The 17,034-nt window shown below is 68.0% G+C and carries 14 protein-coding genes; 7 read left to right on the top strand and 7 right to left on the bottom strand.

Annotated elements, in window-relative coordinates; translation table 11 throughout:
- Window positions 1-65 precede the first annotated feature (65 nt).
- Window positions 66-1,400, bottom strand: a complete 1,335-nt coding sequence (locus J0X25_RS32645; protein WP_207288064.1) for a D-aminoacyl-tRNA deacylase — start codon at window positions 1,398-1,400, stop codon at window positions 66-68.
- Window positions 1,401-1,578: 178 nt separating this feature from the next.
- Here J0X25_RS32645 and J0X25_RS32640 point away from each other — a divergent pair, with 178 nt between their 5' ends.
- Window positions 1,579-4,038 carry a PAS domain S-box protein gene (locus J0X25_RS32640; protein ID WP_207288063.1) on the top strand — a complete coding sequence of 820 codons (2,460 nt, stop codon included), beginning with the start codon at window positions 1,579-1,581 and terminating at the stop codon, window positions 4,036-4,038.
- A gap of 136 nt (window positions 4,039-4,174) precedes the next feature.
- Window positions 4,175-5,464, top strand: a complete 1,290-nt coding sequence (locus J0X25_RS32635; RefSeq protein ID WP_207288062.1) for a DUF7344 domain-containing protein — start codon at window positions 4,175-4,177, stop codon at window positions 5,462-5,464.
- Between the two features lie 97 nt (window positions 5,465-5,561).
- Here J0X25_RS32635 and J0X25_RS32630 read toward each other — a convergent pair whose 3' ends face one another.
- Window positions 5,562-6,512, bottom strand: a complete 951-nt coding sequence (locus tag J0X25_RS32630; protein ID WP_207288061.1) for a calcium/sodium antiporter — start codon at window positions 6,510-6,512, stop codon at window positions 5,562-5,564.
- 146 nt (window positions 6,513-6,658) lie between these two features.
- On the bottom strand, window positions 6,659-7,075 hold the full coding sequence (locus J0X25_RS32625; protein WP_207288060.1) for a universal stress protein: 417 nt from the start codon (window positions 7,073-7,075) through the stop codon (window positions 6,659-6,661).
- Window positions 7,076-7,190: 115 nt separating this feature from the next.
- Here J0X25_RS32625 and J0X25_RS32620 point away from each other — a divergent pair, with 115 nt between their 5' ends.
- From J0X25_RS32620 to J0X25_RS32605, 4 genes are all read left to right on the top strand, one after another.
- Window positions 7,191-8,000 carry a shikimate dehydrogenase gene (locus tag J0X25_RS32620; RefSeq protein ID WP_207290916.1) on the top strand — a complete coding sequence of 270 codons (810 nt, stop codon included), beginning with the start codon at window positions 7,191-7,193 and terminating at the stop codon, window positions 7,998-8,000.
- 88 nt (window positions 8,001-8,088) lie between these two features.
- Window positions 8,089-8,901 (top strand): DUF4332 domain-containing protein, encoded by an 813-nt coding sequence (locus J0X25_RS32615; protein WP_207288059.1) that lies wholly within the window; start codon window positions 8,089-8,091, stop codon window positions 8,899-8,901.
- A gap of 99 nt (window positions 8,902-9,000) precedes the next feature.
- Window positions 9,001-10,674: an anthranilate synthase component I family protein gene (locus tag J0X25_RS32610; protein ID WP_207288058.1), complete on the top strand. Its 1,674-nt coding sequence runs from the start codon at window positions 9,001-9,003 to the stop codon at window positions 10,672-10,674.
- A complete protein-coding gene (locus tag J0X25_RS32605; RefSeq protein WP_207288057.1) occupies window positions 10,667-11,320 on the top strand; it encodes an anthranilate synthase component II in 654 nt (217 codons plus the stop codon). Before J0X25_RS32610 ends, J0X25_RS32605 begins: the two co-directional genes overlap by 8 nt.
- A gap of 189 nt (window positions 11,321-11,509) precedes the next feature.
- Here the strand turns inward: J0X25_RS32605 and J0X25_RS32600 are convergent, their stop codons facing one another.
- From J0X25_RS32600 to J0X25_RS32585, 4 genes are all read right to left on the bottom strand, one after another.
- Window positions 11,510-12,190 carry a metal-dependent transcriptional regulator gene (locus J0X25_RS32600; protein WP_207288056.1) on the bottom strand — a complete coding sequence of 227 codons (681 nt, stop codon included), beginning with the start codon at window positions 12,188-12,190 and terminating at the stop codon, window positions 11,510-11,512.
- An 83-nt stretch (window positions 12,191-12,273) separates the two neighbouring features.
- Entirely contained in the window at window positions 12,274-13,359 is a 1,086-nt protein-coding gene (locus tag J0X25_RS32595; RefSeq protein ID WP_207288055.1) for a metal ABC transporter permease, read from the bottom strand.
- Window positions 13,356-14,180, bottom strand: a complete 825-nt coding sequence (locus tag J0X25_RS32590; protein WP_207288054.1) for a metal ABC transporter ATP-binding protein — start codon at window positions 14,178-14,180, stop codon at window positions 13,356-13,358. Before J0X25_RS32590 ends, J0X25_RS32595 begins: the two co-directional genes overlap by 4 nt.
- Window positions 14,177-15,259 (bottom strand): metal ABC transporter substrate-binding protein, encoded by a 1,083-nt coding sequence (locus tag J0X25_RS32585; RefSeq protein ID WP_207288053.1) that lies wholly within the window; start codon window positions 15,257-15,259, stop codon window positions 14,177-14,179. The genes J0X25_RS32590 and J0X25_RS32585 overlap by 4 nt, the downstream gene beginning before the upstream one ends.
- A gap of 851 nt (window positions 15,260-16,110) precedes the next feature.
- Between J0X25_RS32585 and J0X25_RS32580 the strand changes: the two genes are divergently transcribed.
- Window positions 16,111-16,998, top strand: coding sequence for an aminotransferase class IV (locus J0X25_RS32580; protein ID WP_207288052.1), 888 nt, complete (start codon window positions 16,111-16,113; stop codon window positions 16,996-16,998).
- The last annotated feature ends 36 nt before the right edge of the window (window positions 16,999-17,034 follow it).

Genomic DNA, 17,034 nt, shown 5'->3' with positions numbered 1-17,034 from the left:
CACCGCCCCCGAGAGTCCCGGTATCCGATCCGGTGTCACTCGAGTACCGTATTCTTTCGGGCCGATCACCGAGAGAAACGATCGGTCTTCTCGGTGCGAACGTCCGCCGGATCGATCGGTTCGCCGTCGACCGTGACCGACTCGCCGTCCGCGAGCGCGCCGAACTTCGGCCCCTCTGGGACGCCGGCCTCGCGCGCCAGCGCCGGATCGAACGCCGTCCGCTCGGCGACGACCGCGTCGTCCGTCACGGTCACCGCGTCGTACTTCGCCTCGAGGACGGCGGCCAGTTCCGTGACGATCCGCGCTCTGGCGTCGTCCGCGTCCGCGGCCGGAACCGCCACGCGCGATCCGACGCGGCTCCCCCCGTTTTCGGTCTCGAAGGCGACGGTGTGGGTCTCGACGATCTCGCGGACGCGGTCGGGGTCGACTCCCTCCGCGGCGTCGATCAGATCGCCGGAGAACTCGGCGACGGCGAACTCGTCGGTGCGCCGGTCGCCGAAGCGAGTTCCGTCGTCGACCGCGCCCAGATCGGCCTCGACCGCGTCGACGAGTTCGAGCGATCGATCGCCGACCTCGCGCAGCCAGGTCTCGCTGACGATCCGGTATCCGAGTTCCCCGAGCGTCTCCTCGAGCACGGGCCAGTCGCCCTCGAGGAGCGCGATCTCGGCCGCGCTGGCCTCGAAGGCGTCCGCGAGGACCTCGCGGTGGGCCGTCGGGTGCCCCATCGCCTCGAGCGCCCAGTCGGCGGCGACGTGGCCGACCGCCCACGGCGTCTCGCGGACGACGCGCTCGAATCGCGGGGCGTAGTGGTTGCCGCCGAAGCCGACGACCGCTCTGGTGCGGTGTGGGTCGACGCCCCGCAACTCGAGGATCGCGCGGGCGACCGCCTCGGCGCCGGCGGGGTCGTCCCACTGCTCGTCGCCGCTACCCAGTTCCGCGAACAGCGAGGGGCAGCCGACCTCGGTGGGGCCGTGGTGGGTACACTCCATTCCCACGTCGTATCCGGCCGGCGCGTGCTCGTCGAAGGCCTCGAGCAGGCGCGCGAGCGCGTTCGGAGCGGCGTCGGCGACGGCGTCGTCCTCGCCCCCGAACTCGGCCGGGCCGAAGTTCCCCGTGAAGTGACCCGTCAGGAGCGCCCCCGTGTCGCCGGAGTGGCGCGAGGCGAAGACCAGCAGGTCGGGGTCGCAGTCGAAGACCTCGGCGGGCGACTCGAGTTCGATGTGGAGGTCGTCGACGGATCGCAACTCGGCGCCCTCGAGCTGGTAGTAGGTCCCGCCGCCGTCGGCCGCGGGTTGAGAGTCGTCCTCGAGGGGCTCCCAGTCGGCGAGATCGCGGAGTCGATCACAGACGTGGACCGACGCGCGGTCGGCCCGGCTCTCGACGATAGCGAGGTCGGTCATACGCGAGTTGCGGTGTCCGGGCCCGGTAACGTCGTCGGTTTCCCGCGACGAATCGGTCTGGCACTGTCTCCCATGCAGAATCATTATAAATACGTGGCGAGGGCCGCCGGTGGTTTTTCCGCTTTCCGAATGGTAACAGGTATTGGGAAATACCATCCCCCAACGAAGCTGATCGCCAATGACGGAGTCATCGTCGGACGGGGACGACGATCCGAGCGAATCGAACCCGCCAACGGATCCCGATTTCCCCGTCGAGTTCAGCCTCGACGTGCGACAACTCACCGGCCTCGTCAGCGATCAGACCGTCGCGTTGCTTGATCCCGAGGGGCGCGTCGGAACGTGGAACGAGAGTGCGCGCCGCCTCACTGGCTACGAGGAAGACGAAGTCGTCGGGCGCCACTACCGGCTGTTTTTCCCGGTCGGCCGGCGCGAGCAGGGGGTCCCGGAACGACTCCTCGAGCGGGCGCGGACCGAAGGGAAAGCCGAGGAGCAGGGGTGGCGGCTCCGGAACGACGGCAGCAGGCTCTGGGCACGGGAGGTGATCGCGCCGATTCGAACGGACGACGTCGACATCGAGGCCGAGAGCGACGCCGATTCGGCCGACGATGACGACGAAAACGGCGATCTCGTGGGGTACGCGTGGCTTCTCCACGACCGGACGCCGGAGTACGAACGCGAGCAGAAACTCCGGGAGCAACAGACCTTCACGGAGAGCGTCTTCGCGGCTCAGCCGGACATCGTCTACGTCTTCGACGTGGAGGGTAACTACCTCCAGTGGAACGATCGAGTCCCGGAAGTGACGGGCTACACGGAGGCCGAACTGGCCGAGATGGAGCCCCTCGAGTTCATCGCGCCGGAACACCGCGAGCAGATCGCCGAGGCGATCGAACGGATTCTCGAGGAAGACGAGTACGTCACCAGGGAGGCGGACCTCCTCACGAAAGACGGTGAGCGGATCCCCTACGAATTCAACACCGCCCGGATCTCCGACGACGACGGGACGACCCTCGGTTTCACCGGCGTCGGCCGCGACGTCAGCGATCGCAAGGAACGCGAGCGCGAACTCCGCGAGGAGAAGGCCCTGACCGAGAGCATCTTCGAGGCGCAGCCGGACCTCCTCTACGCCTACGACGCCGACGGAGGCCTGATTCACTGGAACGATCGCCTCGAAGAGCTCACCGAGCTCGAATCCGACGAACTCGAGGGCAGGGAGCCCCTCGAGTTCATCGCGCCGCCGGACCGAGACCGAATCGCCGAGGCCATCGACCGGATCATGACCGAAGGGGAACGCGTCACCGAGGAGGGGCGACTCGTGACGGGCGAGGGGGAGTACGTCCCCTACGAGTTCAACAGCGCCCGGATCACCGGCGAGGACGGGGCGGTCCTCGGCTTCACCGGCGTGGGCCGCGACATCAGCGACCGCAAGGCGCGCGAGCGCGAACTCGAGCGCCTCGAGCGCCTCAACGCGACGATCCGAACGATCGACGAGACGATGGTCGCGGCGGAGAGCCGGGACGAGGTCGAATCCGCGATCGTCGACGCGTTCGCGGCCGCCGAGGCGTACCGGTTCGCCGTCATCGGACGGGTCGACACGGCGCCGGCGAACGCCGAGCGACGGTGGGAGGCCCAGGCGTGGACGGGTATCGACCAGGACGGAGCCGCGGACGCCCTGCAGTCGTTCGCCGACCCGCCGACCGGTGCGGGCGAGTCGCCCCTGGAAACGGGGCGCGTCCAGTGTTATCGCAACCTCCGTGACAGCGACGTCGACCGCTGGCGCGACCACGCTCGCGACCGCGAGTACGGGGCGGTCGCCGTCGTCCCGATCGTCGCGAGCGGGCGCACCTTCGGCCTGCTCCTCGTCGCCGCCGAGAAGGGGTCCGCGTTTACCGATCGCGAGCGGGAAGTCCTCCAGGAGTTCGGCGGGACGATCGGCCACGCGATCAACGCGATGATCGTCCGTCGACTCCTCTATCAGGACACCGTCGTCGAACTCGAGTTCGAGTCGACCGACCGGCAGGAGATCTGTATCGATCTCTCGGCGCGACTGGACTGCCGGCTGAGTCTCGAGCACGTGTTGTCGCTGACCGACGAGACGTTCGTCTACTACGTCACCGTCACCGAATGCGATCCGGATCGCGTTCGATCGTTCGCCGCCGAGCACGGTGGCGTCGACGAGTTCCGCAGCATCGACACCGGCGGCGAGGAGAGTCATTGGGAACTCGTGGTCCGCGGGCCGACCATCACCGGCCTGCTCGCGGACTACGGCGCGCGAATGCGCTCGATGATCGTCGACGAGGGCGTCTCGAACGCCGTCGTCCACGTGAGTCCCGACGTCGACGTTCGGGATCTGGTCGGCGCGGTGACGGCGACCTACCCGGAGACGGAACTGCGGTCGAAACGGACCGTCGAACGGCCGGTCGAGACCAGCGGCGATTTCCGACGCCGGGTGCAAGACGAGTTGACCGACAAGCAACAGACCGCGCTCGAGGCCGCCTACTACGGCGGCTACTTCGAGTGGCCGACCCGGACCAGCGACGCGAGCGAAATCGCCGACCGGCTCGGGATCGCTCGGCAGACCTTCCACCAGCACCTTCGGGTCGCACAGGAGAAACTCTTCTCGGCGTACTTCGCCGAGTGAAGGTGTCGAGGCCGGCGGTGACGAGCGTTTGGGACGGAACTGACGATCGGTTGGCGAGATTCCACCGCGGTATCGCCGGGTCATACCAGAGCACGCTGGTACGCACCTTTCCCGCGTTCGCTGTCTCTATAGACCAATGAGTTCCCCCCTCACTACCGAACGGTTGACTACCGTGTTCGACGTCTTCGCCGATTGCCGACGGCGATACCTGCTCTCGATTCTCGACGAACAGTCGGAACCGATAGCAGTGGACGCGCTCGCGACCGAGTTGGCAGTGCGGGAACGCGGCTCCCCCGTCGTCACCGACGACCAAGTCCAGAACGTCGCCATCGAACTCGTTCACAACCACGTCCCGCGATTGGTCGACATCGGCGTGGTGACCGACGACGGCGACGGAGACGACGAACCGCGAACGATCGCGCTCGCCGATCACCCGCTCGCCGAGGCCGACTGGGTCGGCGCGCTCCTCGAGAACCCGACCGGCGGCCCGGGCGTCGACGAATCGGCGCTCGATCGAACGATCGAAGTGCTCCAGCCGGCCCGCCGCCGAATCGCCTGTGCGGCGCTCGCGCGACAGCGCGACTCGGTCCCCGTCGCCGACCTCGCCGCGATGGTCGTGGCGCGGACCGACGACGTTCGACTCGTCGACGTCGACGAGGCGGACCGGAAACCGGTCGAAACGCAGCTCACACACGGCGATCTTCCCGCGCTCGCCGACGCGGGGCTCGTCGAGTTCGATCGCTCGAGCGCGACCGCCGAACTCGCGGCCGACGCGGACCAGTGGCACGCCGACTGGCTGGCTGCGAGTCCCCTCGGCGAGATCACCGACGCGCTGACCGGCGGCCGAAACCGGATCCGCTCCGTCGACACCGGGCCGGCCGCCTCCGAGGCTGGCAGCGAGAAGGGACGAGAGCCGAGAGCGACCGGCGCGTGCTGGACGCTCGAGGGACGGGAGTCGGTCATCGCCAGGGGCCAGGAAATCGCCGACGCGGCGTCGGAGGAACTGTTCGTGACGGTCCCCGACGCGGGACTGCTCCAGGACCGCTGTCTCGACCGGTGGCGCGCGGCGGCCGACCGCGGCGTCGACATCTACGTCGGCTCGCAGTCGACCGAGGTTCAAAATCTCGTTCGCTCGGTGATCCCCGAGGCGACCGTCTGCGAACCGCGGTTCGACTGGATGAACTTCCCGGTCGATCAGTTCCACCACGGTCGCGTCGTCTGCGCGGATCGCGAAACGGTGATGCTCGCCACGATCGACGATTCGGTACCCGGTGCGGACCCGCGCGTGACCGCGATCAGCGGCCACGGACGAGAGAACACGCTGGTCGTCCTCGTTCGGGAACACATCGGACCGCGACTGGATCGCCTGCAGTCTCAATACGACGGGACGACTGACGCCGAAGAGGCCACGCCGCTGCCGCTGTGAGCGAGGCGAGACACCCGCCGTAACTGTTCTCTCGACGCGCGGATACTCGGTAGCGACGGGTTCCGCGACCGCCCGCCGGCCGTGAGGGCGCCGTCGATCACGGGAACAGCAGGTAGATGAACACGCCGTAGCCGACCACGAGCGCGGCCCCGTCGAGTCGCGTGAGCCGACGGCCGTACCCCATCATGGCCACCAGCACGATCGTGAAGGCGACCAGGACGGGAAGCTCGAGGCGGAGCGTGCTCGCGGTGATGTCGATCGGCGTGATCACGGCGACCACTCCGAGCACGGCGAGGATGTTGTAGATGTTCGAACCGACGACGTTCCCGATGGCGAACTCCGTCTGGCCGCGGACGGCGCCGACGACGGACGCCGCCAGTTCCGGCAGCGAGGTCCCCAGTGCGAGGACCGTGAGGCCGATGAAGAGGTCCGAAAACCCCAGTTCCGACAGCAGGCCGGTCCCGCCGGAAACGAGCCAGCGCGAGCCGACCAGGAGCGCCACCAGCCCGCCGATCACGAGGGCAACGTCCCGGAGCGCGAGGCCGTCGCCGGCGTCGGCGTCCGGATCGTCGACCATCGGCGCCGGGGTGGCGTTGACGCCGTAGAGCAGGTACGCCGTGAAGACGGTCAGCACCAGGAGGAGGACCGTCCCCTCGAGACGGCCGATCGTGCCGTTCGCGCCCAGTCCGACCAGTAGGATCGCCGCGAACACCATGAAGGGGACGTGGCGCCGCATGACGATCGGTCCGACGCGCAGGGGTTTGATCAGCGCCGACACGCCCAGCACCAGCCCGATGTTGGCGATGTTCGAGCCGACGACCGCGCCGAGACCGATGTCCGTCGAGACGTTCAGCGCGCCGATGGTCGAGACGAACAGTTCGGGCGCGGTCGTCGCGAGCGCGATGACGGTCACGCCGACGGTCGCCGCACGGAGCCCGACGCCGAGCGCGAGTCGGCTGGCCCCGGCGACCAGTAGCTCGGCGCCGCCGTAGAGCGCGACTACGCCGGCCGCGAGGAGGGCGAGATAGAGTGGCATCCCGGAGAGCATAGCGACGGCTACACACGACCGGCTCAAAAGGGACCCGAAAGCGAATCGAGCACCCGGGCGGTGGCGGCCGACGCGATTCACCCGCCGTCGAACGCGTCGGGGTGATCGGCGGACTACCGGACGATCGTCACCGGACGATCAGCGGACTACCGAACGATCGTCACCGGAACGGGCGCCCGTCGCGCGACGCGTTCCGCGACACTACCGAGCAGGATGCGGCTCGCGCCCGAACGGCCGTGACTCCCGATCACGACGTGGTCGACGCCCCGCTCGTCGGCGAAGGCGACGATCTCACGAGCCGGATCGCCGACGGTTGTCTCTTCGGTGATCGGTCCGTCGTGGTCGGCCGTCAGCTCCCTGACGTCCGCGAGCAGTTTCTCGGCCGTCGCTTCCCGGCCCTCGAGGACCGACTCGTACGCGTAGACGCCGCCCTCCCCGTAGGTCGCGAAGTTCGGATCGATGACGTGCAACAGCGTGATTTCGGCGTCCGGGTACTGCCGACGGGCGTGCTCGAGGGCCGCCCGTGCCGGCTCCGAATCGTCGATGGGAACGAGAATCTCCATACGATGCGTTCGACGAACGGCGATAAAAGGGGCGGGGCGAGTTCCCGCGACGCGGTGAGACCCCGGCGAAGTCACACGGATTATAATCCCGCCGCGTCGACTGTGCGGTATGGCCATGGACGTCTTCGGGTTGCTCGGCAACCCGGTCGGACACTCGCTGTCGCCGCCGATGCACGAAGCGGCCTACGACGAACTCGATCTCGAGGCCCGCTACGTCACCTTCGAGCCCGCTCCCGAGGAGCTCGAGGGCGCGATCGACGGCGCCGAAGCGCTGGGTATCGCCGGGCTGAACGTGACCATTCCGTTCAAGCGGGACGTCCTCGACGTCGTCGCGGCCGACGAACTGGCGAGCCGGATCGGCGCGGTCAACACGATCGATTTCACGAGGGACGGAGCGCCCGCGGGGCACAACACCGACGCCGCTGGTGCCCTGCGCGCCCTGCGGGACCACGACGTGACCGTCGACGGCGCCCGCGCGGTCGTCGTCGGCGCCGGCGGCGCCGGGCGAGCGATCGCGTTCGGCCTCGCGGACGCCGGCGCGACGGTCGAGATCGCCAACCGGACCGAATCGACGGCCCACGAGTTGGCCGACGAGGTGCCGCGCGCGACGGGCCACGGACTCGACGGCGAGACCGTCGCCGACCTGCTGGCCGACGCCGATATCCTCGTCAACGCGACCAGCGTCGGGATGGAGGAGGACGCCTCGCCGGTCGCCGCCGACGCGCTCCACGGGGGACTGGCCGTCCTGGACGCGGTCTATCGCCCGCTCGAGACGCGACTGCTCCGGGAGGCGGCCGACGCGGGGGCGACGACCGTCGACGGCGCGTGGATGTTGCTCTACCAGGGCGTCGAGGCCTTCGAGATCTGGACGGGGCGGGAGGCGCCGGTCGATGCGATGAACGAGGCGCTCCGCTCGCGGCTGTAAGCCCCCTCACCCCCCGCTCCGGACGGACCGAACGCCGGGATCCGAGTATCACGCGAATTTAAGTGATGGAACCGACTATATCGAGATAATGGCAATCCTCCAAAAGCTGAAGTCGCTGCTCGGGTTCGGCGATTCGGACCCGGAGCGAGGACGCAGTCGAGAGGTCGGGGTAACGGTCGAGCGGGAAGGATCGGGGGCGACCGAATCGACCGCGGACGACGCCGAATCTGAACGGCCGGCACCCGCGAGTCCCGGGGTCGAGTCCGAGAACGAGGCCGACACTCAAGCCGATATCGACGCCGACGACGCGTCGGAGTCGGCCGCCGCCGGCTCGACCGCCTCGAGCTCGACGGACTCGATGACCGAACCGTCCGACGGCCCCGACGAGGCCGCCGAACCGGCGGAAGCGACCGGGCCCGGGACGGAAGACGCGGCGCCGACAGAACCGAAGACGCCCGACGCCGCCGAGGACGAGGTCCCGGTCGACGAGGCCGAACCGGACGTCGACGAGGCACCCGCCACCGAGACGGACGGCGAAACCGAGACCGAGACCGAGATCGAGTCCGAGACCGAGTCTGAGTCAGAGATCGAAACCGAGACCGAAACCGAGTCCGCCGCGGAACCCGCACTCGATACCGACGACTCGGGTTCCGAGGAGACGGAGACGGCTCCCGAATCGGAACAGGAAGCGGAACCGGCGCAAGACGCGGACGACGAGGCCGCCGGGGAACCGGTCGACTCGATCAAGGGGATCGGTCCCGCCTACGCCGACCGCCTCGCCGCCGCCGGCGTCGACTCCATCGCCGAACTCGCCGCCGCCGACGCCGCGGAACTGGCCGAACAGACCGACATCTCCGAGAAGCGCATCCAGGGCTGGATCGATCGCGCGGAAGTTCGCTAACCTCGATCGGTCCGTTCGGTCGCCAGCGCTCCCGTTACCCGGTTTCTTCTCTCGCGCTAAACCGCAAAAGGATTAGGGCCCCCTCGCCTCTCGAGGCACATGAGCGACCCGCGCGTCGTCACCTCGCTCGCCGCCTTTCGCGCCGCCGCCCGCGACGGACGCGAGCGAGACGCTCCCGCGAGGGACAGAGCGACACGGACGCGGTCCGGACGCAGGATCCCCGTCGAAGTTCGCGTCACCGTCGACGACCCGTTTCTCGCCTACCGACGGGCGCGCGATTCGACCGGTGGAACCGCCTTCCTCGAGACGACCGGCGGACAGCCCGGCTGGGGCTACTTCGGCGTCGATCCGGTCGACCGGCTGACGGTCGGCCCGCAGGCGGTCAGCCGAGCCGATGCGGACGACTCCCCGACGCTCGCCGCCCTCGAGGGACTCCTCGATGCCGACGAACTCGCCCGCGGCGACTGCGACGTCCCCTACCCCTGCGGCGCCGTCGGCTGGCTCTCCTACGACGTCGCCCGTGAACTCGAGACCCTCCCCGAGTCGGCGGTCGACGACCGCGGACTGCCGCGACTCGAGGTGGCCGTCTACGACCGACTGGCGGCCTGGGAGGCGCCGGCCGCCACCGCCGACGGCGACCCGGCGACGGACGGGCTCACGCTGCGGGTGACGGCGTGTCCGCGACTCGAAGGGGACGCCGATAGCGCCGGATCGACCGGAACCGTCGGCGACGATGCCCTCGTGGCGGCCTACGAGCGCGGCCGCGACCGAGCGCTCGAACTCGCGCGGGCCGCCCTCGAGGGCGATCCGAGCGTCGGGGATCCGCCGGTAGCGACCCCCGAAGCGACGTTCGAGAGCGACTGCGGCCGCGAGGCGTTCGCGGAGCGAGTTCGGCGAATCAAGGCGTCCGTCCGCGACGGGGACACCTTTCAGGCCAATCTCTCCCAGCGGCTGGTCGCCCCGGCCGCGGTCCACCCCGTCGCGGCCTACGACGCCCTCCGACGGGTCAATCCCGCACCGTACTCGGGACTGCTCGAGTTGCGCGCGGTCGATCTGGTGAGCGCGAGTCCGGAGCTGCTGCTGGAGCGCGAGGGCGATTTCGTTCGGACGGAGCCCATCGCAGGCACGCGACCGCGCGGAGAGACGCCCGAGGAAGACGAGGCGCTCGAGGACGACCTCCGAACCGACGAGAAGGAGCGCGCAGAACACGCGATGCTGGTCGACCTCGAGCGCAACGACCTCGGGAAGGTCTGCGAGTACGGCTCCGTGTCGGTCGACGAGTATCGCCGGATCGACCGGTACTCGGCGGTGATGCACCTCGTCTCGAACGTCACGGGGCAGTTGCGCGACGACGAGACGCTGGCCGACGCGGTCGCGGCGGTGTTCCCGGGCGGAACGATCACCGGCGCGCCCAAACCCCGCACGATGGCGCTCATCGACGAACTCGAGGCGACGCGTCGCGGCCCCTACACGGGTAGCGTCGGCATCTTCGGCTTCGACGGGCGGGCGACGCTGAACATCGTCATCCGGACGCTGGTCCGCCACGCCGACGAGTACCACCTCCGGGTCGGTGCGGGCATCGTCCACGACTCCGAGCCCTCCCGCGAGTACGACGAGACGCTGGACAAGGCCCGCGCGCTGCTCACGGCCGTCGACGAAGCGCTCGGCGAGCGGGCCGGGATGGGACTCGAGGCCAGCGGCGAACCGACGACGGACGACGGCAAGGCGACTGCACTCGACGGCCGCGGCGGCGTCGGTGATACCGATGCGTGAGTCGCGGCCGGGCGACGAGACGCGAATTCTGGTGGTCGACAACTACGACTCCTTCGCGTACAATCTGGTACAGTACGTCGGCGAAGTCGCGGACGACGTCGTGGTCCGTCGCAACGACGCGATCGATCTCTCCGACCTCGAGTCGATCGATCCCACCGGCGTCGTCGTATCGCCGGGGCCGGGGACGCCCGCGGAGGCGGGGATCTCGATCCCGCTGTTCGCCGAGACCGACTACCCGATTCTAGGGGTCTGCCTCGGCCATCAGGCCCTCTGTGCGGCCGCCAGCGCGCCGGTCGTCCACGCGCCCGACGTCGTCCACGGCAAGCCCTCGACGGTCGAACACGACGGCGACGGGATCTTCGCGGGGCTCCCCGAGACGTTTCAGGTTGGACGGTACCACTCGCTGGCGGTCGACCGGGCGGACCTCCCCGACGCGCTGGTCGAGACGGCCCGGACGACCGACGAGCGCGGCGTCTCGATGGCGGTCCGCCACCGGGAGAAGCCCCACGTCGGCGTCCAGTTCCACCCCGAGAGCATCCTGACGCGGGGCCACGACGACGCCGCGAACGGCGACGGCATCTCGCTTTCGGTCGGCAAACGGATGATCGCGAACTTCTGCCGGTTCGCCGCTCGAGTCGACGAGTGATCTGTCCGACCGAATCGTCGCTCGGGCGGGCCGATCGGCAGCCCCTCACCGCCCTCGATCGATCACCGCTAGGCGGTGCTGAATAGATAGCGCGCATCGGTCATCGGCCACTTGCGGTTGCGTGAGGATTTGGAGCGGTAGTCACAGCGGGTGAACCCGTCAGGGGGCCGTTCGAAGACGCGACCAGCCCTACACCTCGACACCGTCCGCGGCGGCTGCCGGGACGACCTCGATGAGCTGGGCGATCGCCTCCGGGAGGCTCTGCTCGCCAGCCGGCGTCTCGACGGTCACCATCCCAAACGGCGCGACGGCAACTACCGTGAGTTCGTCCTCCGGGCGGACGCCGGCTTCGGCGAGGTACCGCAGTTCCGCGTTGCCCTGGTGGTGAATCCGCCGGACGGTCACGCGCTCGTCCTGGTCGATATCGACGAGACGGGTAGATTCACCCTCCTCGGGGAGGGACAGATCGGCGTCAGGGATCGGGTCGCCGTGCGGATCGACTGGGGGGTTGCCTAGCACCTCGGCGATGCGGTCGGTCAACTCCTCGGAGACGTGGTGTTCGAGCCGATCGGCCTCATCGTGGACGTCGATCCAGTCGTAGTCGAGCCGTTCAGTCAAAAACACTTCGAGGAGGCGGTGGTGCCGGGTGATCTCGAGAGCGACGAGTTCGCCCTCCTCCGTGAGCGTCACACCCTTGTACTCCTCGCGGTCGACCAGGCCCCGCTCTTCGAGCTTTTTCAGCGTGGAGGAGACGGTCGGCGCGGTGACCTCGAGGTAGTCGGCGAGCGCTGAGGTCGACATCCGCCCGTCGCCGTCGCTCTCGATTGCGTAGATCGCCCTGATGTAGTCCTCCAGAACCGCGCTCAGCATTCCTCTCGATACGTTCGGCCGATTCCCCTTGTCGCTTCGGGTGCGACCGTCGTCTGGCGAGTCATCATCACCGGACGGGACCATCAGTCACCCTCCGTCCTGGTACCGACATCCGCGCCGTCGGCCTCAATGCTCCCCATCTCGGGCGTGTCCTGCTCGCCGCGGATGGACTGAACCTTGCCCAGTGCGACGGCACAGACGTAGATTCCCACGGCGATCAGGACGATGGCCCCACCGGCCGTGACGCCGGCGTAGTAGGCAACGCCGATGCCCAGCAACACCGCGAGTTCCGCGAGGACGACCGAGACCACCAGCGATTCGGAGAAACTCCGGGACACCTGGGTCGCGCCCGCTACTGGAACCACGAGCATCGCCGCGACGAGGATGACGCCCATGATCTGCATTGCGCCGACGACGACCATCGCCGTCAGCATCACCATTACTCGGTTGTACCAGTTGACGGAGATACCGGAGACGGCAGCCGCCGTCTCGTCGAAGGTTACGTACAGGAGCTGGTTTCGTGTCACGGCCACCGTCCCAACGATGACGGCGAACAGCACCAGGAGGATAGCTGCACTCTGGGGTGACACGGTGGAGAGGTTGCCGAAGAGGAACTGGTTGACGCCGACGGCGAGCCCGCCCGCGTTGAGACTGATGAGCGTCGTCCCCAGCGCGAACCCCGTCGACAGGACGATGGCCATCGAAACGTCGTTATAGGCGTCCGTGGTCTCGGAAATGAGCTCGATGAACAGCGCGGCGATCATCGCCACGACGACGGCGGTGAGGTACGGCGACACCCCGAGGTCGATGACGGCGTTCAGGAACAGGCCGACGGCCACGCCCGCGAACCCGGTGTGGGCCAGGGCGTCTCCGATGAGCGCGAGCTGCCGGTGGACGAGGAACGTCCCGATGAGCGGCGCCATCACGCCGACGCAGAGCCCGACGAGTATCGCCCGATGCATGAACCGGTAGCGCGGGTTCAGCATCTCCAGGCCCGTGAAGTAGTACACCCAGTCCATCAGCCAGTACCACTGCTCTAGGAACCACAGGAGGACGCCGAAGACGAGGTCGCCGATGGCGCCCAGCCCGCTCTGCAGTGGGAGCATCACGGACGGGTCCACGGTTGCGAGGACGTTCGCCACGAACGTGGCCGCCACCTCCGCGCTCATCCGTCAACCTCCCTGAGAAGCCGCGCCTTGGTTCCGAACGCCCGAGCCAGCGCGTCGCTTTCGACGAACTCGTCCGTCGGACCGTCGAAGTAGACCTCCCGGTTCAGGCAGACGACGCGGTCGGCCTGCTCGACGACCGCCCCGAGGTCGTGCTCGATGAGGAGGACGGTGATGCCCTCGGCGTTGAGCGCCGCCAGTAGATCGTAGAAGGCGTCGACCGACTCGGCGTCGACGCCGACAGTCGGCTCGTCCAGAACGAGCAGGGCGGCCTCGCTCGCCAGCGCTCGCGCGATGAACGCGCGCTGGCGCTGGCCGCCCGAGAGCTGCGTGACGCGCCGGTCTGCGAACGCACTCATCCCGACGGTCGCAAGCGCGTCGTCGACGATGGCCCAGTCCTCGCTCGACAGCCGGCCAAAACCGACGTGCGGGAATCGGCCCATCTTCACCACCTCGCGGACGGTGATGGGCATCTCCTTCGCCGCGTTGGCGTGCTGGGCGACGTACCCGACCCGCTCGCCGTCGTCGAAGTGGTCGGCGCGCTCGCCGAACAGACGGGCTGTGCCCGTGTCAGGCTCGAGCAGCCCCAGCATCAGCTGCATCAGCGTCGACTTCCCCGAGCCGTTCGGCCCCACGATGGCGACGTACTCGCCCGAGCCGATGGCCAGCGAGACGTCCTCGACTACGGGTGTCGCCGTGTAGCCGAAGGTGACGCCTGCGAGGTCGATGATTGGCTCGCTCCCCGTCGCGTCCGGGGCGCTCTCGGTGGTCGCTCGATCGTCTGTGACAGCCGCCGTCGCGGGATCGGTATCCTCGGTGCTCATATCGGTTCGAAGTTCCGCCACTGTTCGAGCCACTCCTCCGACGGCGCCGCGTCCGCGGGTGTCCCGTTGCCGAGGACGATCTCGAACGTGGGCATATTGATGTTGTCCGCGATCTCCTCGTAGCCCCAGTCCTCCGCGACCCACTCCTCTCGGACGCCGGCGTACGGCGTCACGGGGAAGTACGCCTCCACGCCCGTCTCGCGGACGAGCTGCTGGGCCGGGCGCTGGGACTCGAAGACACCGTTGGCGATATACCTGATGTCGTTCTCGCGGATTACCGCCTCCGCTTCGCGTACGTCCGCGGGTTTGACGTCGCCGCTCGCCGCGAGGTTCGTCACCAGTGGCCGCATCCGAACGCCGTAGCGCTCCCCGATGTACTGGAAGGCGTTGTGCGCGGCCAGCTGGACGATGTCACGTTCGGCTCGGTCGAAGATGGCCTCGTAATCCGCGTCGATGCGGTCGAGCACATCGGTCTTGTAGGTCTCGGCGTTTTCGCGGACGGCGTCGGCGTGTTCCGGGACAATGTCGGCGAGTCCATCGGCGATGTTGTCGACGGACTGCTTCGCGCGTCGGGGGTCTAGCCAGAAGTGCGGGTCCTTCCCGCGCTGAGCACCGACACCCTCCTCCTCGCGATCGAGGGTCGCGGCGAGATCCACGAGGTCGATGCCCTTCCGGACATTGATGAGCGCCGTGTCGACGTCGTCGCCCTTGATCGTCTGGATGGCGCGGTCGGCCCAGGGCTGGAACTCCCCCCCGACGTGGATGAACGCGTCCGCCTCGATGATACGCCGGGTGATGCTGGCGTTTGGTTCCCAGCCGTGGCCGTGCAGTCCCGTCGGAACGAGGTTTTCCACCGTTAGCGGGGTCCCGTCGGCGATCTGCCGGCCGAAGTCGTAGAAGCTGAAGAACGAGGCCACGGCGACCGGCCCGTCGCTTCCGTTGTCACCGTTACTCCCGGACTGCACCGGTGCATCGGGTAGTGCCGTGCACCCGGCCAACCCCGCCACTGCCGCCGCACCGCCGGCGCGTAGCGCGTCCCGTCGCGTAACCGCTCGTCCGTCGTATGTTTCGTGTGGCATAATAACTCTCGAAGTTATAGATTAGGTCTGTCTAATTCTTTGTTTGGTGCATCCACATTTGTAGATTGTGGTTTCAAAAGCAGCGGTGGGCGGGGCGGACGACTGCGAAAGGAATGAAAGCCGTTTTGCCCGGAGAGGTCATACGCCACTCCGCAACCAGCGACGACGATCGGCCCGTGAGGAACTGTCACTTCCGGACCTCTCGACCGTGGACGACTGACCGCATTCGTCGGCGATGCTGGGGGTGACCAGCGCCCGATTACAGACCACCGTTCGGTTCCTTCGACCAGTGAGACGCTGAATAGCCCTGGTCAATACACCGCAGCAAGATACGCGGTCTCTATGCAGCATATATTCGATTCGGTACCGACGTTCTGATAGGAATGCCCTCGTTGTCTGGCCCATCGTCCCGCTGAAATTCGCTCGTCACCGTCCCCATCGCGGTGACGCCAAGCGCTAATTGTTTCGCCGTCTTTTCATCGGACGCATCCACGTCGACTGCGGAGTCGAACTGGTAATGTTGGCAGATGTAGGTGCTACGAGATCCGCAAGAGTCCCTCTGAATAGAACTCGGGAGAGTGAGTTTTGAGACGACTCTCCGGGGCACACGTCGCGAAGATCGAGTTCCCGTATCCGAGCACGATTCGACCGTGTTCACCGCTCCGGGATCGGTGTTGTGCTGAATCGGTCAGTCGAACACCCGTACCAGAACCCACGACCCGGTATCCAGAACCGATCAGCGAATACTCGAGATACGCCCCCAATAGCGGCCCGCATTCACGACAGTCGGACAGTGAGTTCATGGTCCTCCGAGTGCCACGACGAGATGACTCCGACTCGAGAACACCGTCATGACCGACGACCGCATCTACCACGTCGACGGCGAACTCGTCCCCGCGAGCGAGGCGACCGTCAGCGTCGACGACCGCGGCTTTCGGTACGGCGACGCCGCGTTCGAAACGCTTCGGGCCTACGGCGGGACGGTCTTCGCGTGGGATCGACATTGTGAGCGCCTCGAGCGGACCTGCGACGCCCTCTCGCTCGCACACGGCCTACCCGGCGCCGACCTCCGCGCCCGGATCGACGAGACGCTCGGTGCGAACGCCCTCGCGGACGCCTACGTCCGGCTCTCGATCACCCGCGGCGTTCAGCCGGGGAAGCTCACCCCTCAACAGGAAGTCGATCCGACGGTCGTGGTCTACGCGAAGCCGCTCCCTCGAGGGGGCCTCGAGGGCGAGTCCGTCTGGGACGAGCCCGCGATCGTCCGGACGGTCGAGACGCGCCGGACGCCGAGCGAGGCGGTGCCGGCCGCGGCGAAGACGCACAACTACCTGAACGGCATCCTCGCGCGTGCGGAACTCCGGGCCGACGACGGGTCGGTCGAGGCGGACGAGGCGCTCACGTGCGACCTCGAGGGGCGCATCGCCGAGGGCGCGACGAGCAACCTGTTCTTCGTCCGCGACGGCGCGCTCCACACGCCGACGACCGACGGGCCCGTGCTGCCGGGGATCACCCGCGATATCGTTCTCGAACTGGCTTCCGAGAACGGGATTCCGACTCAGGAGGGGCAGTACGACCCCGCGGACGTCCTCGCGGCCGACGAGGCGTTTCTGACGAACCGGACGTGGGAGCTCCGACCGATCGCAGCTCTCGACGACCGCGAGATCGGTGGCGGCCCGATTACGGATCGACTCTCGCGGCTGTACGACGAGCGCGTCGAACGGGCCTGTTACTCGTAGCCTCAACCGGACCATCCTCGAGGGGGCCCGAATTCG

Origin of the sequence: Haloterrigena alkaliphila, assembly GCF_017352155.2 — an archaeon.
GTDB classification, from domain to species: Archaea; Halobacteriota; Halobacteria; order Halobacteriales; family Natrialbaceae; genus Haloterrigena; species Haloterrigena alkaliphila.
This window is presented reverse-complemented; position numbering and strand designations above follow the sequence as displayed.

Coding starts and splice junctions, on each gene's coding strand:
- J0X25_RS32645 (WP_207288064.1), bottom strand. CDS start 1,400: ATGACCGACCTCGCTATCGTCGAGAGCCGGGCCGACCGCGCGTCGGTC.
- J0X25_RS32640 (WP_207288063.1), top strand. CDS start 1,579: ATGACGGAGTCATCGTCGGACGGGGACGACGATCCGAGCGAATCGAAC.
- J0X25_RS32635 (WP_207288062.1), top strand. CDS start 4,175: ATGAGTTCCCCCCTCACTACCGAACGGTTGACTACCGTGTTCGACGTC.
- J0X25_RS32630 (WP_207288061.1), bottom strand. CDS start 6,512: ATGCTCTCCGGGATGCCACTCTATCTCGCCCTCCTCGCGGCCGGCGTA.
- J0X25_RS32625 (WP_207288060.1), bottom strand. CDS start 7,075: ATGGAGATTCTCGTTCCCATCGACGATTCGGAGCCGGCACGGGCGGCC.
- J0X25_RS32620 (WP_207290916.1), top strand. CDS start 7,191: ATGGACGTCTTCGGGTTGCTCGGCAACCCGGTCGGACACTCGCTGTCG.
- J0X25_RS32615 (WP_207288059.1), top strand. CDS start 8,089: ATGGCAATCCTCCAAAAGCTGAAGTCGCTGCTCGGGTTCGGCGATTCG.
- J0X25_RS32610 (WP_207288058.1), top strand. CDS start 9,001: ATGAGCGACCCGCGCGTCGTCACCTCGCTCGCCGCCTTTCGCGCCGCC.
- J0X25_RS32605 (WP_207288057.1), top strand. CDS start 10,667: ATGCGTGAGTCGCGGCCGGGCGACGAGACGCGAATTCTGGTGGTCGAC.
- J0X25_RS32600 (WP_207288056.1), bottom strand. CDS start 12,190: ATGCTGAGCGCGGTTCTGGAGGACTACATCAGGGCGATCTACGCAATC.
- J0X25_RS32595 (WP_207288055.1), bottom strand. CDS start 13,359: ATGAGCGCGGAGGTGGCGGCCACGTTCGTGGCGAACGTCCTCGCAACC.
- J0X25_RS32590 (WP_207288054.1), bottom strand. CDS start 14,180: ATGAGCACCGAGGATACCGATCCCGCGACGGCGGCTGTCACAGACGAT.
- J0X25_RS32585 (WP_207288053.1), bottom strand. CDS start 15,259: ATGCCACACGAAACATACGACGGACGAGCGGTTACGCGACGGGACGCG.
- J0X25_RS32580 (WP_207288052.1), top strand. CDS start 16,111: ATGACCGACGACCGCATCTACCACGTCGACGGCGAACTCGTCCCCGCG.